This window comes from Streptomyces sp. NPDC039462 (assembly GCF_055639375.1).
The window spans coordinates 82,461-100,194 of the sequence record NZ_JBVKAO010000005.1 but is presented as its reverse complement, the minus strand read 5'-3'; the positions used below and the strand labels follow the sequence as shown (position 1 = coordinate 100,194).

The 17,734-nt window shown below is 72.3% G+C and carries 18 protein-coding genes; 8 read left to right on the top strand and 10 right to left on the bottom strand.

Annotated elements, in window-relative coordinates; all coding sequences use genetic code 11:
- Positions 1 to 20: 20 nt before the first annotated feature.
- Complete coding sequence (locus ACZ7LU_RS26215; RefSeq protein WP_468561653.1) at positions 21 to 1,442, bottom strand: GH39 family glycosyl hydrolase; 1,422 nt, start codon at positions 1,440 to 1,442, stop codon at positions 21 to 23.
- Between the two features lie 153 nt (positions 1,443 to 1,595).
- Here ACZ7LU_RS26215 and ACZ7LU_RS26210 point away from each other — a divergent pair, with 153 nt between their 5' ends.
- Positions 1,596 to 2,690, top strand: coding sequence for a DUF5925 domain-containing protein (locus ACZ7LU_RS26210; RefSeq protein ID WP_471119217.1), 1,095 nt, complete (start codon positions 1,596 to 1,598; stop codon positions 2,688 to 2,690).
- 37 nt (positions 2,691 to 2,727) lie between these two features.
- On the opposite strand, the gene ACZ7LU_RS26205 is transcribed toward ACZ7LU_RS26210, so the two are convergent.
- On the bottom strand, positions 2,728 to 3,108 hold the full coding sequence (locus tag ACZ7LU_RS26205; RefSeq protein WP_398310021.1) for a GntR family transcriptional regulator: 381 nt from the start codon (positions 3,106 to 3,108) through the stop codon (positions 2,728 to 2,730).
- A gap of 136 nt (positions 3,109 to 3,244) precedes the next feature.
- Here ACZ7LU_RS26205 and ACZ7LU_RS26200 point away from each other — a divergent pair, with 136 nt between their 5' ends.
- A complete protein-coding gene (locus tag ACZ7LU_RS26200; protein ID WP_471918188.1) occupies positions 3,245 to 4,183 on the top strand; it encodes a GNAT family N-acetyltransferase in 939 nt (312 codons plus the stop codon).
- Positions 4,164 to 4,676, top strand: coding sequence for a ribonuclease FAU-1 family protein (locus ACZ7LU_RS26195; protein ID WP_471918187.1), 513 nt, complete (start codon positions 4,164 to 4,166; stop codon positions 4,674 to 4,676). Before ACZ7LU_RS26200 ends, ACZ7LU_RS26195 begins: the two co-directional genes overlap by 20 nt.
- Here the strand turns inward: ACZ7LU_RS26195 and ACZ7LU_RS26190 are convergent.
- Entirely contained in the window at positions 4,673 to 6,181 is a 1,509-nt protein-coding gene (locus ACZ7LU_RS26190; protein ID WP_471918186.1) for a trifunctional class I SAM-dependent methyltransferase/NUDIX hydrolase/VOC family protein, read from the bottom strand. The two genes, ACZ7LU_RS26195 and ACZ7LU_RS26190, sit on opposite strands and share 4 nt — an antisense overlap.
- A gap of 123 nt (positions 6,182 to 6,304) precedes the next feature.
- On the opposite strand from ACZ7LU_RS26190, the gene ACZ7LU_RS26185 reads away from it, so the two are divergent.
- Positions 6,305 to 6,445, top strand: coding sequence for a hypothetical protein (locus ACZ7LU_RS26185; RefSeq protein WP_398310033.1), 141 nt, complete (start codon positions 6,305 to 6,307; stop codon positions 6,443 to 6,445).
- A gap of 7 nt (positions 6,446 to 6,452) precedes the next feature.
- Here ACZ7LU_RS26185 and ACZ7LU_RS26180 read toward each other — a convergent pair whose 3' ends face one another.
- The 4 genes from ACZ7LU_RS26180 to ACZ7LU_RS26165 are packed head-to-tail and all read right to left on the bottom strand — an operon-like array spanning position 6,453 to position 9,955.
- Entirely contained in the window at positions 6,453 to 6,932 is a 480-nt protein-coding gene (locus tag ACZ7LU_RS26180; protein ID WP_471918185.1) for a GNAT family N-acetyltransferase, read from the bottom strand.
- Positions 6,929 to 8,437, bottom strand: a complete 1,509-nt coding sequence (locus ACZ7LU_RS26175; protein ID WP_398310039.1) for a tripartite tricarboxylate transporter permease — start codon at positions 8,435 to 8,437, stop codon at positions 6,929 to 6,931. Before ACZ7LU_RS26175 ends, ACZ7LU_RS26180 begins: the two co-directional genes overlap by 4 nt.
- Before the next feature lies 1 nt (position 8,438).
- Complete coding sequence (locus tag ACZ7LU_RS26170) at positions 8,439 to 8,975, bottom strand: tripartite tricarboxylate transporter TctB family protein (RefSeq protein WP_471918184.1); 537 nt, start codon at positions 8,973 to 8,975, stop codon at positions 8,439 to 8,441.
- The gene (locus ACZ7LU_RS26165; protein WP_471918360.1) at positions 8,972 to 9,955 is read right to left on the bottom strand and encodes a Bug family tripartite tricarboxylate transporter substrate binding protein; all 984 of its coding nucleotides are present in this window, start codon (positions 9,953 to 9,955) and stop codon (positions 8,972 to 8,974) included. The genes ACZ7LU_RS26170 and ACZ7LU_RS26165 overlap by 4 nt, the downstream gene beginning before the upstream one ends.
- 130 nt (positions 9,956 to 10,085) lie before the next feature.
- On the opposite strand from ACZ7LU_RS26165, the gene ACZ7LU_RS26160 reads away from it, so the two are divergent.
- Entirely contained in the window at positions 10,086 to 10,772 is a 687-nt protein-coding gene (locus tag ACZ7LU_RS26160; protein WP_471918183.1) for a response regulator, read from the top strand.
- 927 nt (positions 10,773 to 11,699) lie between these two features.
- Entirely contained in the window at positions 11,700 to 12,728 is a 1,029-nt protein-coding gene (locus tag ACZ7LU_RS26155; RefSeq protein WP_471918182.1) for a lytic polysaccharide monooxygenase auxiliary activity family 9 protein, read from the top strand.
- 37 nt (positions 12,729 to 12,765) lie between these two features.
- Here ACZ7LU_RS26155 and ACZ7LU_RS26150 read toward each other — a convergent pair whose 3' ends face one another.
- The 3 genes from ACZ7LU_RS26150 to ACZ7LU_RS26140 form a co-directional block, all read right to left on the bottom strand.
- Positions 12,766 to 13,644, bottom strand: coding sequence for an esterase/lipase family protein (locus ACZ7LU_RS26150; protein WP_471119238.1), 879 nt, complete (start codon positions 13,642 to 13,644; stop codon positions 12,766 to 12,768).
- A 202-nt stretch (positions 13,645 to 13,846) separates the two neighbouring features.
- The gene (locus ACZ7LU_RS26145; protein WP_471918181.1) at positions 13,847 to 14,527 is read right to left on the bottom strand and encodes a response regulator transcription factor; all 681 of its coding nucleotides are present in this window, start codon (positions 14,525 to 14,527) and stop codon (positions 13,847 to 13,849) included.
- On the bottom strand, positions 14,524 to 15,810 hold the full coding sequence (locus tag ACZ7LU_RS26140) for a sensor histidine kinase (protein WP_471918180.1): 1,287 nt from the start codon (positions 15,808 to 15,810) through the stop codon (positions 14,524 to 14,526). The genes ACZ7LU_RS26145 and ACZ7LU_RS26140 overlap by 4 nt, the downstream gene beginning before the upstream one ends.
- Before the next feature lie 134 nt (positions 15,811 to 15,944).
- On the opposite strand from ACZ7LU_RS26140, the gene ACZ7LU_RS26135 reads away from it, so the two are divergent.
- A complete protein-coding gene (locus tag ACZ7LU_RS26135; RefSeq protein ID WP_471918179.1) occupies positions 15,945 to 16,892 on the top strand; it encodes an ABC transporter ATP-binding protein in 948 nt (315 codons plus the stop codon).
- The gene (locus tag ACZ7LU_RS26130) at positions 16,889 to 17,728 is read left to right on the top strand and encodes an ABC transporter permease (RefSeq protein ID WP_471918178.1); all 840 of its coding nucleotides are present in this window, start codon (positions 16,889 to 16,891) and stop codon (positions 17,726 to 17,728) included. The genes ACZ7LU_RS26135 and ACZ7LU_RS26130 overlap by 4 nt, the downstream gene beginning before the upstream one ends.
- The last annotated feature ends 6 nt before the right edge of the window (positions 17,729 to 17,734 follow it).

Here is a 17,734-nt window from a genome sequence, read left to right as displayed (position 1 = left end):
GGGTGACGGTGGCGTGAGGTTCAGCGCTTCAGCCACTGCACCTCGTACCCCGCCAGGTCGACGCGGCGCCCGTCGACCTTCGCGCTGATCCGCCGGTCGAGGGTGTTCACCACGAGGACCGCCTCGTCGTCGGCGAGGACGCGGACGTGGGGGCGGTCGTCGGCGGCGACCGTCACCGTCTCGTACGCCGTGCCGGGGCCGAACTCCTTGCCGAACCGCTCGATGAGCTCCAGCATCGGCAACTTCGCCCCGCCGTCGGCCTGTTGGGTGGCCGTCCACAGGCAGCCCGCGCATTTCGCGCCCCGCTTCTGCGGGTTCCAGTAGAAGCCGCTGGTGGCGCCGCCACGGGCGATCGCCATGAGGCCCGAGGCGTGGACGGCCACGCGGTGCGCCTCGGACCAGTCGTCGCGGTTGTCCTGGCTGTCGCCGGGCTCCACGTAGTACTCGGCCCACCACAGGGGCAGGTCCCCGGTCCGCTCGCGCACCCACTCGCCGACGGCCGTGAACTTGTCGGTGGCCTTGAACTCGTCGGGCAGCAGCTCGTCGTCCTCGGTGTAGCTGGCGCCGTCGACGACGACGAAGTCCGCGCCCTTCTTGTGCTTGTTCCAGTACTCGAAGGCGTCGAGAGGCCGCTGGTCGAGCCGGCCCCAAGGCCCCTCCACCTCGGAGGCGTTCTGGGTCTGGCGGGGGTCGATGCTGTCCATGACCAGGTAGGGACCGCCGACCATGATGTCCCTGTTGACCTTCTTGAGCTCGCGGTAGACGAGGTTGTAGAGCTCGGTGTAGCCCTCGTAGTCCCAGCGGGCCTCTTCGTTGTTCCAGAAGCCCTTGAACTCGTTCCAGACGACGAAGTGGCGTACGTCGGGATAGCGCTTGGCGACGGTCGCGGCGAGCCGCGCGAAGTCGTCGTAGTGCTCGCGCTCCGGGGCGGTCTCCAGAGCCTGCTGGCTCCAGTCGGTGTTCTCCGCGCCGGGCTCGCCGCCCTTCATCCAGTCCGGTGCGCAGCACAGCGTGACCACGGGCGTGCCTCTGCTCGCCCGGACGAAGTCGATCCGGCGGTCCATGTCGGAGAAGTCGTAACGGCCGTCGACCGGCTCCGGGTTGCCCGCACCCCAGCCCATGATGTGCTGGATCTGCGGGACGGGCCGCCCCTGTCCCGCGAGTCCGGCGCGGACGCGCTCGACGGCTTCCTCCTCGCCCTCGTCCGCGCTGTACTGGGTGTGGGTGAAGCCCCAGCCGACCTCCGGGTCGGCGTCCTTGGGCGGAACCGCGGGCGTGCCGTGCACCTTGTCGCCGTCCCGGGTGGTGCCCTTGGTGCTGCCACCGTCCCCGGGAAGCGTGTCGATCAACGTGATCACCAGGGCCAGTAAGGCCAGACCGACTCCGAGCAGTGCGACGAGTCGCCACCGCCGTGCTTCCGAAAACCACCCATGACGTCCCATCAGCGACAAGCGTATCGGGGGTCATACGCGGTAGGACAGGTTCCGGACCACAGCTCCGCACCGCGGCCACGGCGCTCGGAAGTGCGAACGGCGCAAGCGGAGCGCCTGCGCAAACCGGGTGCGCGCGGGCGGTGCGTGCCGGATCATGTCGGCATGTCTGCGAACCCCCAGGACGCCCTGCCGATCCGGCTCAACGTCGACGACAGCGACTCCCCGTCGGATGTCGTGGACGCCCTCTTCCTCGGCCGTTTCGCGACGGGCGAGCAGCCCTTCTCGCACAGTGCGAACATCGACCGCGTCAAGTCCGGTTCCACGCTGCTGCCGCCCGCGGCGAAGGTGCTGCGCGCGGCCCGCGACGACGACCGCAGCGCGACGCTCGCCGAGGGCGACGGCTGGACGCTGCTGGTCTCCCGCTGGAACCGGGGCGCGGACGTCACGGTGACGGCGACCACCGCCGAGCTCGCCGAGAAGGTGCTGAAGCAGGCCACGGACGGCGCGCAGGACGAGCCCGAGCCCCAGCCGGAGAACGTGACCATGGGCTTCTGGTACGTCTCCCCGCGGCGCGGCCCGCACCGCACCACCCGGCAGATCTCCGCCGGTACGTGGGAGGAGGTGCGGCCCAACTACACGGCGCCCGTCGCCGACGCCATGGACAAGCTGATGAAGACGGTGCCCGATGACATCTCGGGCCGGCTGCTCCTCCTCCACGGACCGCCGGGCACGGGCAAGACGTCGGCGCTGCGGACGCTCGCGCGGTCGTGGCGGGACTGGTGCCAGGTGGACTGCGTCCTTGACCCGGAGCGGTTGTTCAGCGACGTCGGTTACCTCATGGACATCGCCATCGGTGAGGACGATGGGACTGCGAAGGGGCGGTGGCGGCTGCTGCTCCTGGAGGACTGCGACGAGCTGATCCGCGGGGAGGCGAAGCACACGGCGGGCCAGGCGCTCTCGCGCCTGCTCAATCTCACGGACGGGCTGCTCGGCCAGGGGCGGAACGTCCTGGTGGGCGTGACGACCAACGAGGACCTGGAGCGCCTGCACCCCGCCGTGGTCCGCCCCGGCCGCTGCCTGGCCCGCATCGAGGTCGGCGCGCTGACCCGCTCCGAGGCGGTGGACTGGCTCGGCACGGAAGAGGGCGTGGGCCGCGAGGGCGCCACCCTCGCCGAACTCTTCGCCCTGCGCCGCGGCACAGCCCCGACCTCGGTACCGGACCAGCGGGAGGGCGCGGACTCGGGGTTGTATCTGTAGGAGCGCGATCCGGGGCCGGCCCCGTAATGGGCCGGGCCTACCCGGAGCTTCCGTACGCGGCGCGCAGGGCGTCTCGTACCGCGGTGAGCGCGTCCTCCTCCGAGAGGCCGAGGCGGCGGGTCCGCTCGGCGTACGACTGTGCGGCGGTGGACGCCTCCTTCGCGGCCGCGTCACCCGCCGCCGCGACGAACGTCCCGTTCCGCCCCCGGGTCTCGATGACCCCGTCGGACTCGAGCGCACGGTAGGCCTTGGCCACCGTGTTCGCGGCGAGCCCGAGCGACTCGGCGAGCCCTCGGACCGTGGGCAGCTTGTAGCCGACCGGCAGCGCCCCGGACCTCGCCTGCTCGGCGATCCGGGCCCGCACCTGCTCGTACGGCGCGTCGCTCGCGCCCCCATCGATGTGGATCTTCAATGTCACGGAGCGATTGTCCCGCACGTCGCGCCTTCGACGGCACCGTCGCGGCCGCGAGGGTCGCGGCGGCGGTCATGGCAGCAGTCGCGGCGGCGAAAAATGGGAGGCGGCCCCGCGCGCCCCGCACGTAGCGTGCGGCTCCATGACAGTGATCGTCCGAGCCCTCGCCCACGGCGCGCCGACAGCCGCCGCGGACGACGCGGGTTTCGCCGCCGTACGCCGGGCCTGCGTACCCGCCATGCTCGCCACTCCCGAGTCCGTCGCGTTCGACCGGGCGCACGCCCATCCGGACGCCGCCTACCGGCAGTTGGTCGCCGAGACGGACGGCGAGATCATCGGCACGGCGCAGGTGGGCATCGCCTACGACAGCCCCGAGCCGGGCCAGGGCTACGCCAACGTCTACGTCCACCCGGACCGGCTCGGCAGGGGCGCCGGAACGCTGCTCCTGCGGACCGCGGAGGAGTACCTCGCGGACGCGGGCGCCCACACCGTCTACTCGTGGGTGCTCGACGAGCCCGCGAACCGCGCCTTCGCCGAGCGCCACGGCTACCGGGCGCGGCGCAGCGCGCACTTCCTCCGCCTGGACCTGGCGCACGGCACGCTGCCGCCCCGCCGGGAGCCGTCGGCCGGGGTGGAGCTGGTCAGCGGTTCGGTGTTCGCGGACGACGCACGCGCGCTGTTCGCGCTGGACGCGGAGACGGTGGCGGACGAACCGAGCGATGTGGCCGCCGAGTTCGCGGACTACGAGCACTGGCTCGCCGAGACCTGGCACCATCCGCTGGTCGATCAGGAGCTGACCAGCGTGGCGCTGGTGGACGGCCGCCCTGCGGCGTTCAGCCTGGCCCGCACGGACGGCGCGGGCCGCTACGCGTCCAACATGACGGGCACCGCCCGCGCCCACCGCGGCCGGGGCCTCGCCAAGCTCGCCAAGAACGACTCCCTGCACCGGGCCCGCGCGGCGGGCTACACGGAGGCGTTCACGGGCAACGACGCCGGGAACGGGCCGATGCTGGCGATCAACAAGTGGTTCGGTTACGAGATCTGCGCGACGGAGGTCCGCCATGTCCGCACCCTCGGCTGACCCGGCCGGCCCGGCGACACCGGCGGTCACCCTGGAGATCGCCCTGGTCAAGGCGGGCCGCACCAAGATCCGCTACCCGGCACGGCTCGTCCGCGACGACGGAACCCGGATCACCGTCCGCGCCCCCTGGGCGGCCCCCGACGCCCGCGACTTCGGCTTCGTCCGCTTCGAGCCGGGCGACGTCTTCACCGAGCACTACTGGCGCGACCGGTGGTACGCGATCAAGGAGGTGTACGCCGCGGACGGCACCCTGAAGGGCTGGTACTGCGACGTCACACGCCCCGCGGTCCGCACCGGCTCCGTCCTCACGGTGGAGGACCTGGACCTGGACCTGTGGTGCTCGGCGGACGGCGGCACCGTACTCCGCCTGGACGAGGACGAGTTCGCAGCGAGCGCCCTGCCCACCACGGACCCGCCGGCTGCCGCCGCGGCGGTCCGCGCCCTGGAGGAACTGGAGGCGATGGCCATGGGCAAGGGCTTACTCGCCGACTAATCGGCGACGAGCTCCACTTCGTACCCCCACGCGTCCTCCAGGTAGGCCGCGTAATGGGCCTCACCGCCCGCGTGGGGGTGCCGGTCCGGGAAGAGCAGGGTCCAGCCGTGGCCGGGCGCCTCGGCCACGATCCGGTCGAGCTCGGCCCGGTCCGGCACCCGGAGCGCCAGGTGGTTCAGACCGGGGCGGTGCCGGTCATGGCCGCCGGACCGCAGATCGGGTGACTCTTCGAGGACCACGTACGTCTCCTCGCCCGCGCGCCGCCAGCTGCGCCCGCGTGCCCAGCGCCGGTGGGGCAGGTGGCCCGACTCGCCCAGGAGCCACTCCCACGAGTCCTCCGCCGCCTCGATGTCGGGCACCCACAGCTCCACGTGGTGGATTCCGCCGGCCCGTGCGGGGGCCAGTGGTGTCGGTGTCGCTGTGCGGGCGCTGTCGTACGCGACGGGCTCGTCGTCCGACTGCCAGTGGACGATGAAGCGTTCGCCCGCGTGCCAGGCGGTCAGGGCCGCGCGGCAGTACGCCACCATGTCGTGCGGCAGCGCGGACAGGGGGTGCCAGACGAGCTCTGCGCATTTGGCCGGTTCGGCGTTGAACGGCTCGCCGCCCGCGCCGTGCTCCGCCGAGAAGAACCAGCCCGTGCGCGGTGCCTCGCCGGGGCCGCGGTGCTGGACGACCGCCTCCGCGCGCAGGTCGGCGGGGGTCAGGTCGAGGCCGGCCTCCTCGCGCGCCTCACGGAGCATGGCCGCGCGGACGTCCTCGCCGTCCTCCACGTGGCCCGACGGGAGGTGCAGCAGACCGTCGCCGTACCCGGTCCCGGTGCGGCGGGACAGCAGGATCTCGTCGCCGCGGCGCAGGATGAGGTGGACGTCGACGATCTCGGTGTGCCGGGCCGGAGCGGCCGGCACCACCCCCACCACCGCATACCGCTCGTCGTCGACCTGTCTGCCCCACAGTCGCGCGTCCCACGAGAGGCGCTCGGAGTGGAGGTGGGAGACGAGTGGGGTGAGGGCCGAGACCAGGCGGGGCATCGGGAGCCCGGCGGGGGCCACCGTGCCCCACACGCCCTCGATCAGGATCAGCCGGCCGCCGGGGCGCAGCAGTCCGCGCCAGCGCCGCAGGGTCGCCTCGGGGTCGGGCAGCATCCAGAGGATGTGCCGAGCCAGGACGACGTCGAACTGCCGTCCCGCGACCGGCGGGTGGTCCGCGTCGCCGACGAGGACCTCGGCGCCCCGGCCCGCCAGCTTCTCGCGGGCCCGCTCCACCATGGCCGGGGACAGGTCGACCGCGGTGACGCGGTGGCCCCGGTCCGCGGCGAGCAGGGCGAGGCTCCCGGTGCCGCAGCCCAGGTCGAGGACGTCTCCGGGGGTGTCGGGCAGCCAGTCCCGCAGGCGGTCCGCCCATGCCAGGCGCACCGTCTCGTCGCGCAGGCCGTGGTCCGGTTCGTCGTCGAAGGTGGCTGCCGGGGCGTCCCAATCGACGGGCGCGATCGCCTCGTTGTTCGTCATCCCCAGATGGTCGCAGCCACCACTGACAATCGGCCCTCGATCAGAAAGCGGCCGCCAAGAGGTCTACGGCGGTCCTCGAATGGACATCGGTAAGGCAGGGAGTCGGAAGTCAGGGAGGCCGCCATGCGCCGAGTGACCACGCACAAACCCGCGGGCAAGTCCGTCAGCCGCCGGGTGCGGGACCGCCAGGAGGCGGAGGTGCGGCCGCAGGAGAGGCCCGAGGTCCGCAAGGACATCCAGCGGACGTGGTGGCCCGACGGGTGAGATCCCGTCAGGTGTCCAGCCGCTTGCGGTAGTGGATCCGGTCGTACGGCCCTTCCACCCGCCGCTCGACGAACTCGTATCCGTACCGGGGGTAGATCTTCTGGTTCTCCCACATCATCGCGTTGGTGTAGAGGCGGATCTCGATCAGGCCCAGCGCACGCGCGTGGTCGTCCACGAAGGACAGCAGGCGGCGGCCCACCCCCTGCCCCGCGGCATCGGGGTGGACCGCGATCGACTCCAGGAGGAGCCGGCCCTCGTACGGACGCGGGACGAGCACCAGGAGACCCACCACGGGGTCCCCGGTGACGTACACGAAACCCGCCGCGACATCGGCCGCGTGATCGGCCTCCATCGGGCTGGGGACGAGCCCGATGCGTTCGATGTAGTGGTGGTACGCCGCGTCCGTGACCGCCCGCACGGCGGGGACGTCGGCGGCGGTGGCGAGACGGATGTCCGTGTGCTGCAGGGCGTTCTCGGGCGTCGTCATGCCTCTACGTCTACGTCACGCCGGCGCGCCCGCGACACCGCCTTCTTCAACAAGGGCCACGCCAGGATCAGGACGACGAGTCCATAGACCGTCAGGGAGAACGGTGTGTCGACGAGGCCGCGGACGCTGCCGTCGCTGATCTGCAGGGCTCTGCGCAGCTGTTGCTCCGCGTTCGGGCCGAGGATGACGCCGATGACGGCGGGCAGCACGGGCAGTCCGTAGCGCCGCATGCCGAAGCCGATGAGGCCGATGACGAGCAGGATGACGAGGTCGAGGGATTCACCGCCGACCGCGTAGGCGCCCACGGCCGCGAAGAAGAGGATGCCCGCGTAGAGGTAGGGGCGCGGGATGCGCAGGAGTTTCGCCCAGAGCGGGGCGAGGGGCAGGTTCAGGGCCAGGAGCAGCACCATGCCGACGAAGAGTGAGGCGATCAGGCCCCAGACCAGGTCGGCCTCGCGTTCGAAGAGGAGCGGTCCCGGCTGGATGCCGTACTGCTGGAAGGCGGCGAGCATCACGGCGGCGACGGCGGTCGTGGGCAGGCCGAGCGTCAGCATGGAGACGAGGGTGCCCGCGGCCGAGGCGGACGACGCCGACTCGGGGCCCGCGACGCCCTCGATGGCGCCCTTGCCCCACTCCTCCTTGTGCTTCGAAAGCCGCTTCTCCGTCACGTACGACAGGAACGTCGGGATCTCCGCGCCGCCCGCCGGGATCGCGCCGAACGGGAAGCCGATGAGGGGGCCGCGCAGCCAGGACTTCCAGGTGCGCCTGACGTCGTCCCTGCCCAGCCAGGGGCGGCCGACCGGGATCGCCCGGGCGCTGGTGCGGCGCAGGTGGGCGGCGACCCAGAGGGCCTCGCCGATCGCGAAGAGGCCCACCGCGACGATCACCACGTCGACACCGTCGGCGAGTTGGAGGGAGCCGAAGGTGAGCCGCTGCTGGCCGGTCATCTGGTCGAGGCCGACCAGGCCGATGGTCAGGCCGATGAGGAGCGAGGCGAGGCCGCGGACGCGCGAGGAGCCGAGCACGGAGGTGACCGCGATGAACGCGAGGACCATGATGGCGAAGTAGTCGGGCGCGCCGATGTCGACGGCGAGGTCGGCGACGGTGGGCGCCAGGGCCACCAGCAGGAGTGTGCCGATCATGCCGCCCGCGAAGTGGCCGATGGCGGCGGCCGCGAGGGCCTGCGCGCCCCGCCCGGCCTTGGCCATCGGATGGCCTTCCATGGCGGCGACGACGGCCGCGCTCTCCCCCGGTGTGTTGAGCAGGATGGAGGTGGTGGAGCCGCCGAACATCGCGCCGTAGTAGATGCCCGCGAACATGATGAAGGCGCCGGTCGGTTCGAGTCCGTACGTCACCGGGAGCAGCAGGGCGACGGCCATCGCCGGGCCGATGCCGGGCAGCACGCCGATCGCGGTGCCGAGGAGGACGCCGACGGCCGCCCAGAGGAGGTTGACCGGGGTGAGGGCCGTGCCGAAGCCGTCCATGAGGGAGTTGAAGGCGTCCATGTCACAGCACTCCCATCAGGGGGCCGCCCGGCAGGGGCACGCCGAGCAGGTTGTTGAAGACTTCGTACGTGACGACGGAGAGCACGGCGGCGATGAGCGGGTCGCGGTCGAGGTGGCGGCTGCCGAGTGCGTAGGCGGAGCCCCAGAAGAGCAGGGCGCCCGCGACGGGGAAGCCGACGGGTTCGATGAGGACGGCGGTGGCGAGGAAGACGCCCGCCAGGATCAGCACGGTGCGCCAGTCGGCGGGTTCGGACAGGTCGATGTCCTCGCCGCCCTCGGCCTCGCCGCGTCCGCCGCGCAGCACGTCGACGGCGAGCAGGACGGCGACGACGAGCAGTCCGACGCCGACCGCGACCGGGACGGTCTTCGGGCCGACGGGGCCGCGCTGGGTGAGCTCGACGTCCATGGTGAGGGCGTCGGTGAGGACGAGCGCGCCGAGGGCGAGGAGCAGGACGGACACGCCGAGTTCGGAGTGTTCGCGCAGCCAGGCGCGGCGGTCCCGGTCCCGCGGCTCGTGGGGGACGTCGGTGGTGGTCACAGGCCCAGCTCCTTCAGTACGGACACGACGCGCTTGTCCTGGGCCTTCAGGAAGTCGCCGAAGTCGTCGCCGGTCAGGAAGGCGTCGTCCCAGCCGTTCTTCTTCAGGGAGTCGCGCCACTCCTTGGAGGCGTGCAGCTTCCTGACGAGCCCGGTGAGCTTCTTGCGCTCGGCGCCGCTGAGGCCGGGCGGGGCGACGATGCCGCGCCAGTTGGTGAAGTCCACGTCGTACCCGGACTCCTTGAGGGTGGGCCCGTCCAGGCCGCGCACCCGCTTCGGTCCGGTGACGGCCAGCAGCCTGAGCTCACCGGACTTGATCTGGTCGAGGTACTCGCCGACTCCGGAGACGCCGAAGGCGACCTTGCTGCCGAGGATGGAGGCGAGCAGTTCGCCGCCGCCGTCGAAGGGGACGTAGTTGACCTTCTTCGGGTCGATGCCGGCGGCGCGGGCCATCAGCATCGGGGCGAGGTGGTCGGGGCCGCCGGGGGACGAGCCGCCGCCGACGGGCACCTTGCCGGGGTTCGCCTTCCAGGCCCGTACGAGCTGTTCGATGGTCTTGTACGGGGAGTTCCTGGCGACCACGACGACGTCCTGCTCCTCGGTGAGCCGGGCGATGGGCGTCGTGTCGGCGAGGGTTTTGGGTGAGTGGTTGGAGCGGGCGGCGCCCACGACGCCGAGGCCCATGGACATGGCGAGCTTGCCGTTGCCGTGCTCGCCGACGAGCCGGCTCAGGCCGACGGTGCCGCCCGCGCCGGGCAGGTTGAACACCTCGATGTTGTGGGTGAGTCCGGCGTCCTCGGCGTTCTTCGCGGCGGTGCGGGCGGTGATGTCGTAGCCGCCGCCGGGGGTGTTGGGGACCATGAAGCGCAGGCCGGGGATCTGGGTGCCGGTGTCGGCGCCGCTGCCCGTGGTGAGCAGCGGCGGCGCCACGAGCACGAGGAGGGCGGCCCCGAGCAGGGCGAGGGGGGTGCGCAGGCGCACGTGTGCCACCACCTGTCGGCTGTAGTCGGTTGTGAGGTGGCCCACATGTTGCCCGCGCGCCGACAACCTGTCTCTCTTCCGGAATCAACGGACGTTGTGGTCGTTGTGGTCGCGCCCATAGCCTGCGGCGATGACAAGGGTGCTGGTGGTGGACGACGACTTCATGGTCGCCAAGCTGCACAGTCGGTACGTCGCCGCGGTGGCGGGCTGCGCCGTGGTCGGGGTCGCCCACAGCGGCGCGGAGGCGGTCGACGCGGTGGAGCGGCTGCGCCCCGACCTCGTCCTTCTCGACGTGTATCTGCCGGACATGGACGGCATCGCGGTGCTGCGTGAGCTGCGGGCGGCCGAGGAGCGCGATCCGGCGCGCCGGCCGGTGGACGCGCTGTTCATCACGGCGGCGCGGGACGCGCAGGTGGTGCGGGCGGCGCTGCGGGCCGGCGCCCTGCACTATCTGATCAAGCCGTTCAACCAGGCGGCCCTGCATGAGCAGTTGAGGCACGTGGTGGCGCTGCGGGCCCGCCTGGACGGTCTGGAGGAGGCCCGCCAGGAGGACGTCGACCACATCTTCGGCGCCCGGCCCCCTGGCTCCAGGGAGCTGCCGAAGGGCCTCGCGGCGCACACGGCGGACCTGGTGGAACAGATCCTCCGCGACCACCCGGAAGGCCTCTCCGCCTCGCAGTGCGCCCAGGCGGGCACCCTCTCCCGCGTGAGTGCCCGCCGGTACCTGGAGTTCTTCACGACGACGGGCAGGGCCGAGGTCACGCTGCGGTACGGGGGGACGGGGCGGCCGGAGCGGCGGTACCGGTGGGTGAGGTGACGGGGGCGGTGCGGAGGACGTCACGGTTCCCGCGGGGCGGGCCGGGCTCGGTTCGGCCCCGCCGTTTCGCCGGACACATGGCTCTCTCCCTGGTTGAGCCTGGCGATCCCTGGCGAATAGTGGCGCGCGGTCGAGCGGGTGCCTGGCGCGCCGGTAGGTTGCGAGATGCCCGGCGCTGTCTCTCCCGGAACGCCCGCCTGTTCGGGCGGGTCCCAACCCAGTTGGGGACGTAGAGAGACGGGAGGCCGGGCATGGTGGACGGACCGGGACGGAAGGGCAGGTGCCGCAGGCACCCTCGGCGGTACGAGTGGGTGCAGCTGGCGGCACTGTCCCTGACAGCGGTCGCCGCCGTCGCGGGGTGCGTCGAACGCTTTCTGTGACGCATGAGGTGTGAGCCGGACGGCTGGCCGGGCAGGTGAGCGAGCCCGGCCGACGGCTGCTCGGCCGGACTCACCCGCCCCGCGCACGGGCCTGGCTCCGGGCTGCATTCCCGGAGCCGGGCCTTTCGTGTGTGCGCGAGGAGCATGCGGCACGCCTCCGCGGGGGCCCGCGTGCACTCCTGGACGAGATAACCCCATGTCACGGCACTCATCAAGCCGTTCCGCCCACCCGGTTCGGCAATTTGCGGCTTTTGCCGGTGGCGAATGATCTTGCTAACCCTGGCGTCTGCGTGGCGCGGAACGGAGAACTCCCAGGTGGCGAACGGCCGGGGGTGGCGAACCCTGGCGTATTGGCGCCCGGGTCAGGGCGATCCCAGGACACACGGGACACCCATGTGGTATGTCCGGGGCGCAGTCTGAGCCCTCGGTTAGCTCTCCCTTAAAGCGACCATAAGGATCTCCGATCCCCGTCCTCAGCAGGGGTTTTCGCGGATTTCAGGGGCTAGCTTTCTGGTCGCCCCCTGAACCGTCGTTGAGGAGAACCACCATGACTGCCCGCCGCCGCAAGGTGTCCGCCATCGCCGCCGTCGGTGTCGCGCCGCTCGCCCTGACCGCCCTGTCGGTCACGCCCGCCGCCGCGCACGGCTCCATGACGGACCCGGTCAGCCGGGTCTCCGCCTGCTTCCAGGAAGGACCGGAGTCCCCGAAGTCGGCCGCCTGCAAGGCCGCTGTCGCGGCCAGCGGCGCGCAGGCCTTCTACGACTGGAACGGCGTGAACATCGCCAACGCCGCCGGCAAGTCGAAGGAGATCATCCCCGACGGCAAGCTGTGCAGCGCGAACAACGACAAGTACAAGGGCCTCGACCTGCCGCGCGCCGACTGGCCCGCGAGCAAGCTGTCCGCAGGCGACCACACGTTCCACTACAAGGGCACCGCCCCGCACAAGGGCTCCTTCGAGCTGTACGTCACGAAGGAGTCGTACGACCCGACGAAGCCCCTGAAGTGGTCGGACCTGGAGGAGAAGCCCTTCGTCAAGGTCACCGACCCGAAGATGGAGAACGGCGACTACGTCTTCGACGGCAAGGTCCCCGCCCGGCAGGGCCGTCACCTGATCTACTCGGTCTGGCAGCGTTCGGATTCCCCCGAGGCCTTCTACACCTGCTCCGACGTCGTCTTCGGCAAGGACACCGGCGGCTCCGGCGCCGCCCCGGCCCCGGCCGCCTCCGCCCCTTCCGACCAGGAGATCGCGGCGGGCGCCGAGAAGTCCACGGTCGAGCACCACGGGCACGGTGACGCCGATGCCGCGACGGGCGCCAAGGCCACGGAGGCCGCTCCGGCCGCCGATGCCCCCGACACCCCCGATGCCGCCGGTGCCGGGGACGCCCCGGGCAACGCCCCCGAGGTGAAGGGCGGCGCCGAGAAGCCGGTCACCAGCGCGAACGACAACCTCGCCGAGACCGGCGGCGACAGCACCACCCCGTACATCGCGATGGGCGGTGCCGCCATTCTGGCCATGGGTGCCGCGGCGATGTTCGCCACCACCCGTCGTCGGGCCGCCGGACGTCACGGCCGCTGACACGGTCCGGGCGTTCCGTCTAGGACAGGCAGTCCGTCTAGGACAGGCAGGTGGTCGGGGTCGCGTGCGCCGGGTCCAGGGCGTTCGCGACCTCGTGGTGGGCGACGCGGTCCAGGACACCGACCGCGACGTGCTCCGCCAGGTCGACGGGGCACAGATCCTGGACGGTCACGTTCCGCACGCCGGGGCCGTCGAGGAACTGGCTGCGGTACGGGGTGACCACCTCGTCGTACTTGGTGGCGATGACGGTGTAACGCACCCCGGGCACCGTGTCCCCGCCCTCGTTGAGCTTGGTCAGGAAGGGCGAACCGGCCACCTGGTCGGCGAGGGCGGGGGTCTTCGTGGTCAGCAGGTCCTCGATGCCGGGGAAGTACGGCAGCAGTCTGGTGAGACCGAGCAGGGTGGTGCCGTGGTTGTCGGGGGCGAGGCCGATCAGGGCGTTCACCTCGTCGGCGCCGCCGAGGAACTTGAGGTAGTGGCGGGGCATCATGCCGCCCTGCGAGTGGCCGACGAGGTCCACCTCCTTCGCGCCCGTCGAGGCGAGCACCTTGTCGACGAAGCCGTCGAGCTGCTCGGCCGACTTCTCGACGGGGCCGAGTCCGTGGAAGAACGGCACGCCCTTCAGCTGGCCGTAGTCCAGGGAGTAGACGCAGTAGCCGCGCTTGACGAGGTAGGGCGCGAGGACGAGCCAGTTGTCGACGGAGTTCCCGAACGTGCCGTGCACGAGGACGACGGGGCGGGGGTGGGCGGTGGACGGCTTGCAGTCGTAGTCGTTCCACCCCCGCGACACCGCCGTCGTCGTCGAGGTCTGCGACGTGTCGGCGGCGGCCGTGGCGGCGGGAGCGAGGGTGACCGCGCCCGTGACGAGCAGGGTGGCGGCGAACGCGCGCAGCGCGCGTCTCCAGGAGGGCAGCATCGTGTGATCTCCTTGCGGCTCAAGGGAGTACGAGGGTGTGCGTGGGGCTGCGATGGGGGGTGCGATGGAGGTACGCCCTGTGATCCGGATCGACAGGATGCCGTGCTCACGTCAAATTACGCGCGAGTAGACGAAGACAGAAGCGGCGCGCCGGTAAAACTTCCAGCGTTCACTGGCACGGTCCTGCCCGCCCGCCCCGAGCTCACCGCGTCGGCGTCACGAGCCCCGTCTCGTACGCGATGATGACCAGCTGGACCCGGTCACGGGCGCCGAGCTTCGTGAACAGGCGCGCCACGTGCGCCTTCACCGTGGCCACGGTGATGAAGAGCTCGGCGGCGATCTCGGCGTTGGCCAGGCCGCGCCCGACGAGAGTGAGGACCTCGCACTCCCGGTCGGTGATGCCCTCCACCGCACGGGGCGCCGGCGGCGGGCCGGGCTCGGGACGCGCGGCGAACTCCTCGATCAGGCGCCGGGTGACGCTCGGTGCGATCAGGCCGTCCCCGGCGGCGACCACCCGGATCGCCGCGAGGATGTCGTCCAGCGCCATGTCCTTGACGAGGAAGCCGCTCGCGCCGGCCCGCAGGGCGCCGTAGACGTACTCGTCGTCGTCGAACGTGGTCAGGACGACGACTCGCGGTCCGTCGGGATCTCCCTGGTCCGCCGTGATCAGGCGGGTGGCCTCGATGCCGTCCATGCCCGGCATGCGGATGTCCATGACGACGACGTCCGGGCGTACGCCGTCGGCCAGCCGCACCGCTTCGGTCCCGGTGCCCGCCTCACCCACGACCTCGATGTCCGGGGTGTCGGCCATCAGGACCCGCAGGCCGGCACGGACCAGCGGCTGGTCGTCGGCGAGGACGACGCGCACGGTGCGGCCGGTCATCGGCCCACCGACACGGCGGACGCAGACACGGACTCAGCCCCGGACTCGGGCACGGGGAGCCGGGCCGACACCCGGAAGCCGCCCTCGGGGCGCGGCCCCGCGGTGAAGCGGCCGTGCAGCAGGCCGACCCGCTCCCGCATGCCGACGATGCCGTATCCGGTGCCCGCGCAGAGACCGCCACCGCCGTCGTCCTCGACCTCGACGCACACCTCGTCCGCGTCGTACGCGATGGTCACCCGGCACTCCCCCGTCCCCGCGTGCCGCACGACGTTGGTGAGCGCCTCCTGAAGGATGCGGAACGCCGCCAGGTCGATGTCGGCGGGCAGCGGCCGCCGTTCGCCGTGCAGCCGCACATCGGCGCGGACCCCCGCGTCCAGGGCCGAGGCGACGAGGCGGTCGAGGTCCGCGAGGCCGGGGGCCGGGTCGAGCGGCGCGTGCGACTCGGCCGATGAGCGCAGCGCGACCAGCGTGCGCCGCAGCCCCGCGAGCGTCTCCCTGCTGGTCGCCTCGATGGTGGCGAGCGCGTTGCGCGCCTCGGCGGGCTGCGTGTCGATGACGCGGCTGCCGACGCCCGCCTGGATGGCGATGACGCCGATGCTGTGCGCGATCATGTCGTGCAACTCACGTGCAATACGCAGCCGTTCGGCGGTCACCGCCTGCTCGGCGGCCCGCGCGCCGAGCGCCTCGGCGTACGCGCGGCGCTCCCGCACGGAGTCGCCGGCCAGCCAGGCGGCGAGCGTCGCGAGGGCGATGAACGCGGCGAGCTGGACCACCCGGGCGGGGGTCTGCCCGAGGCTGGTCAGATGCGTGCCGAGCTGCGCGCCGAACGCCAGGACGGCCGCCACGACCGAGGTGCGGCGCGGCCGCACGGCGGCGATGTAGCCGACGGCGAGATCGCCGAGCAGCACCTGCAAGTACACGATCTCCGAGTTCTGCATCTGCGTGCGCGCGACGGCCCAGCCGGCGAGCAGCACCGCGAGGGCGGGCAGCGGCCTGCTCCGCAGGAGCGAGCCCACCAGCGCGGTGAGGACGATCAGCGGGACAACGGTCACGGCACTGAAGCCGCCGCGCCCGTCGCGCATCACGAAGTACAGGGCGAAGGGGTACACGAGCGCGGCCCCCCAGGCGACCGGCGTCAGCCAGGCACGCGGCGGCCGGGGGTGTGCCGGCCGGGCCCGTACCGTCCGCCACCGGGCCGTCGAAGCGGCCCGGGCCGTCACGGTCGCCCCGCCCCGCGCGGGTGGTGAGGTGGGCGGGGCCGAGGCCTCCGGTGTCGCGTCCATGTCCCGATCGTAGGCGCGCGGCCCTGACCTGGGCATGGGCCCGAAGACGTACGCCCACGGGCTACCTCCCCCGGGCCGGAGGGTGGCCGAGGGGCCGATGCCGAGGGCCGTGCGTGCGCGTCACCGTGTATCCCGTGATCGAAGTCCACGAACTGACCAAGCGCTACGGCGACATCACCGCTGTCGACCGTCTCTCCTTCACCGTGCCGCCCGGCCGGGTGACCGGCTTCCTCGGGCCCAACGGCGCGGGCAAGACCACCACCTTGCGGATGCTGCTCGGTCTGGTCGCGCCGACCGCCGGGACCGCCACGATCGGCGGCCGCCCGTTCCGGGAACGCCCGCGCGGGCTGCGGCACGTCGGCGCGCTGCTCGACGCGGGCGACGTGCACGGCGGGCGCACCGCGCGGGCCCATCTGTCGGCCCTCGCCCGCAGCAACGGCATCCCGCGGCGCCGGGTGGCCGAGGTGCTCGGGGAGGTGGGGCTCGACCGGGCCGCGGGGCGCCGCGTCGGCGGCTTCTCGCTCGGCATGAAGCAGCGGCTCGGGATCGCCGCCGCGCTCCTGGGCGACCCGCCGGTGCTGCTGTTCGACGAGCCCCTCAACGGGCTCGATCCAGAAGGGGTGTTGTGGATGCGGGGCCTCTTCCGGCGGCTGGCCGACGAGGGGCGCACCGTCCTCGTCTCCAGCCACCAGATGAGCGAGATGGAGAGCTCCGCCGACCACCTCGTCGTCATGGGCAGGGGTGCGCTGATCACCGCGGAGAGCGTGGCGCGGTTCGCGGCGCGCGGCATCCGGCCGGGGGTGCGCGTACGCAGTCCGGAGGCCGTCGCCCTGGCGGCCGCGCTCACCGCGGAGGGCGCCGTCGTGGAGGCGGCGGACGGGGACGCCCTCACGGTCGGCGGCCTGGCGGCCGACCGCGTCGGGGAGCTCGCCCACCGGCACCGGCTGCCCCTGCACGAACTCACGCCCCGGGCCGCCTCCGTGGAGGCGACGTTCCTGGAACTGACCGCCGGCAGCGTCGAGTACACCGCGTACGGCACGCGGCCCTCGTCCACCACGGGAGAAGCGGGAGCGGCCCGATGAGCCCCGCCCCCGCCCTCGCCCTCGCCCCGGAGCGGCCCCGCTTCACCGACCTCCTCGCCGCCGAGTGGATCAAGCTCTGGTCGCTGCGCTCCACCTACTGGATCCTCGGCGTCGGCGCGCTGGTCGTCGTCGGGATCAACGTCAACTCCGCCCGGTCCAACGCCGATCTGCTGGCGCGCCGGTCGGCCGCGTCCCCGGACGGGATCATCGGGATCGACCCGATGCACACCGCGTTCGTCGAACCCGCCTACCAGATCCTCATGATCGTCGCCGGCAGCGTCGGTGCCATCGCGGTCTTCGGCGAGTACGCCAGTGGGCTGATCCGCACGACGTTCGCGGCCGTCCCCGACCGCCGTGCGGTGGTGGCGGCCAAGACGTGCGTCGTGGCGGTGGTCATGTTCGGGCTCGGAGCGGTCGTCTCCGCGGCCTCGTTCGGTCTGACCCAGGCCGTCCTGAGCGACACCATCGGCCTGTCGATCGGCGCGCCCGGCGCCCTGCGCGCCGTGGTGGCGTCCGCGCTGCTCGCTCCCCTGTGCGCGCTGGTCGGCATGGCGCTCGGCGCGCTGGTCCGGCACGCGGCGGGCTCCGTCGTCGCGACCCTGGTGACGCTGTTGCTGCTGCCCGCCCTCTTCCGGGGCGAGACGTACCGCTGGGTCAAGGAGATCGGCAACGCGATGCCCCTCACGGCCTGGGAGGCGCTGGTCGAGAACCCCGCGACGGACCGACCGCCGGGCAGGTACCCGGAGTCGATCGCCGAGGCGTGGACCGTCTTCGCGGCGTGGCCGCTCGTCGCGGTGATCGTCACGGTGGTCGTGGTGCGGCGCCGCGACGTGTGACGCGGG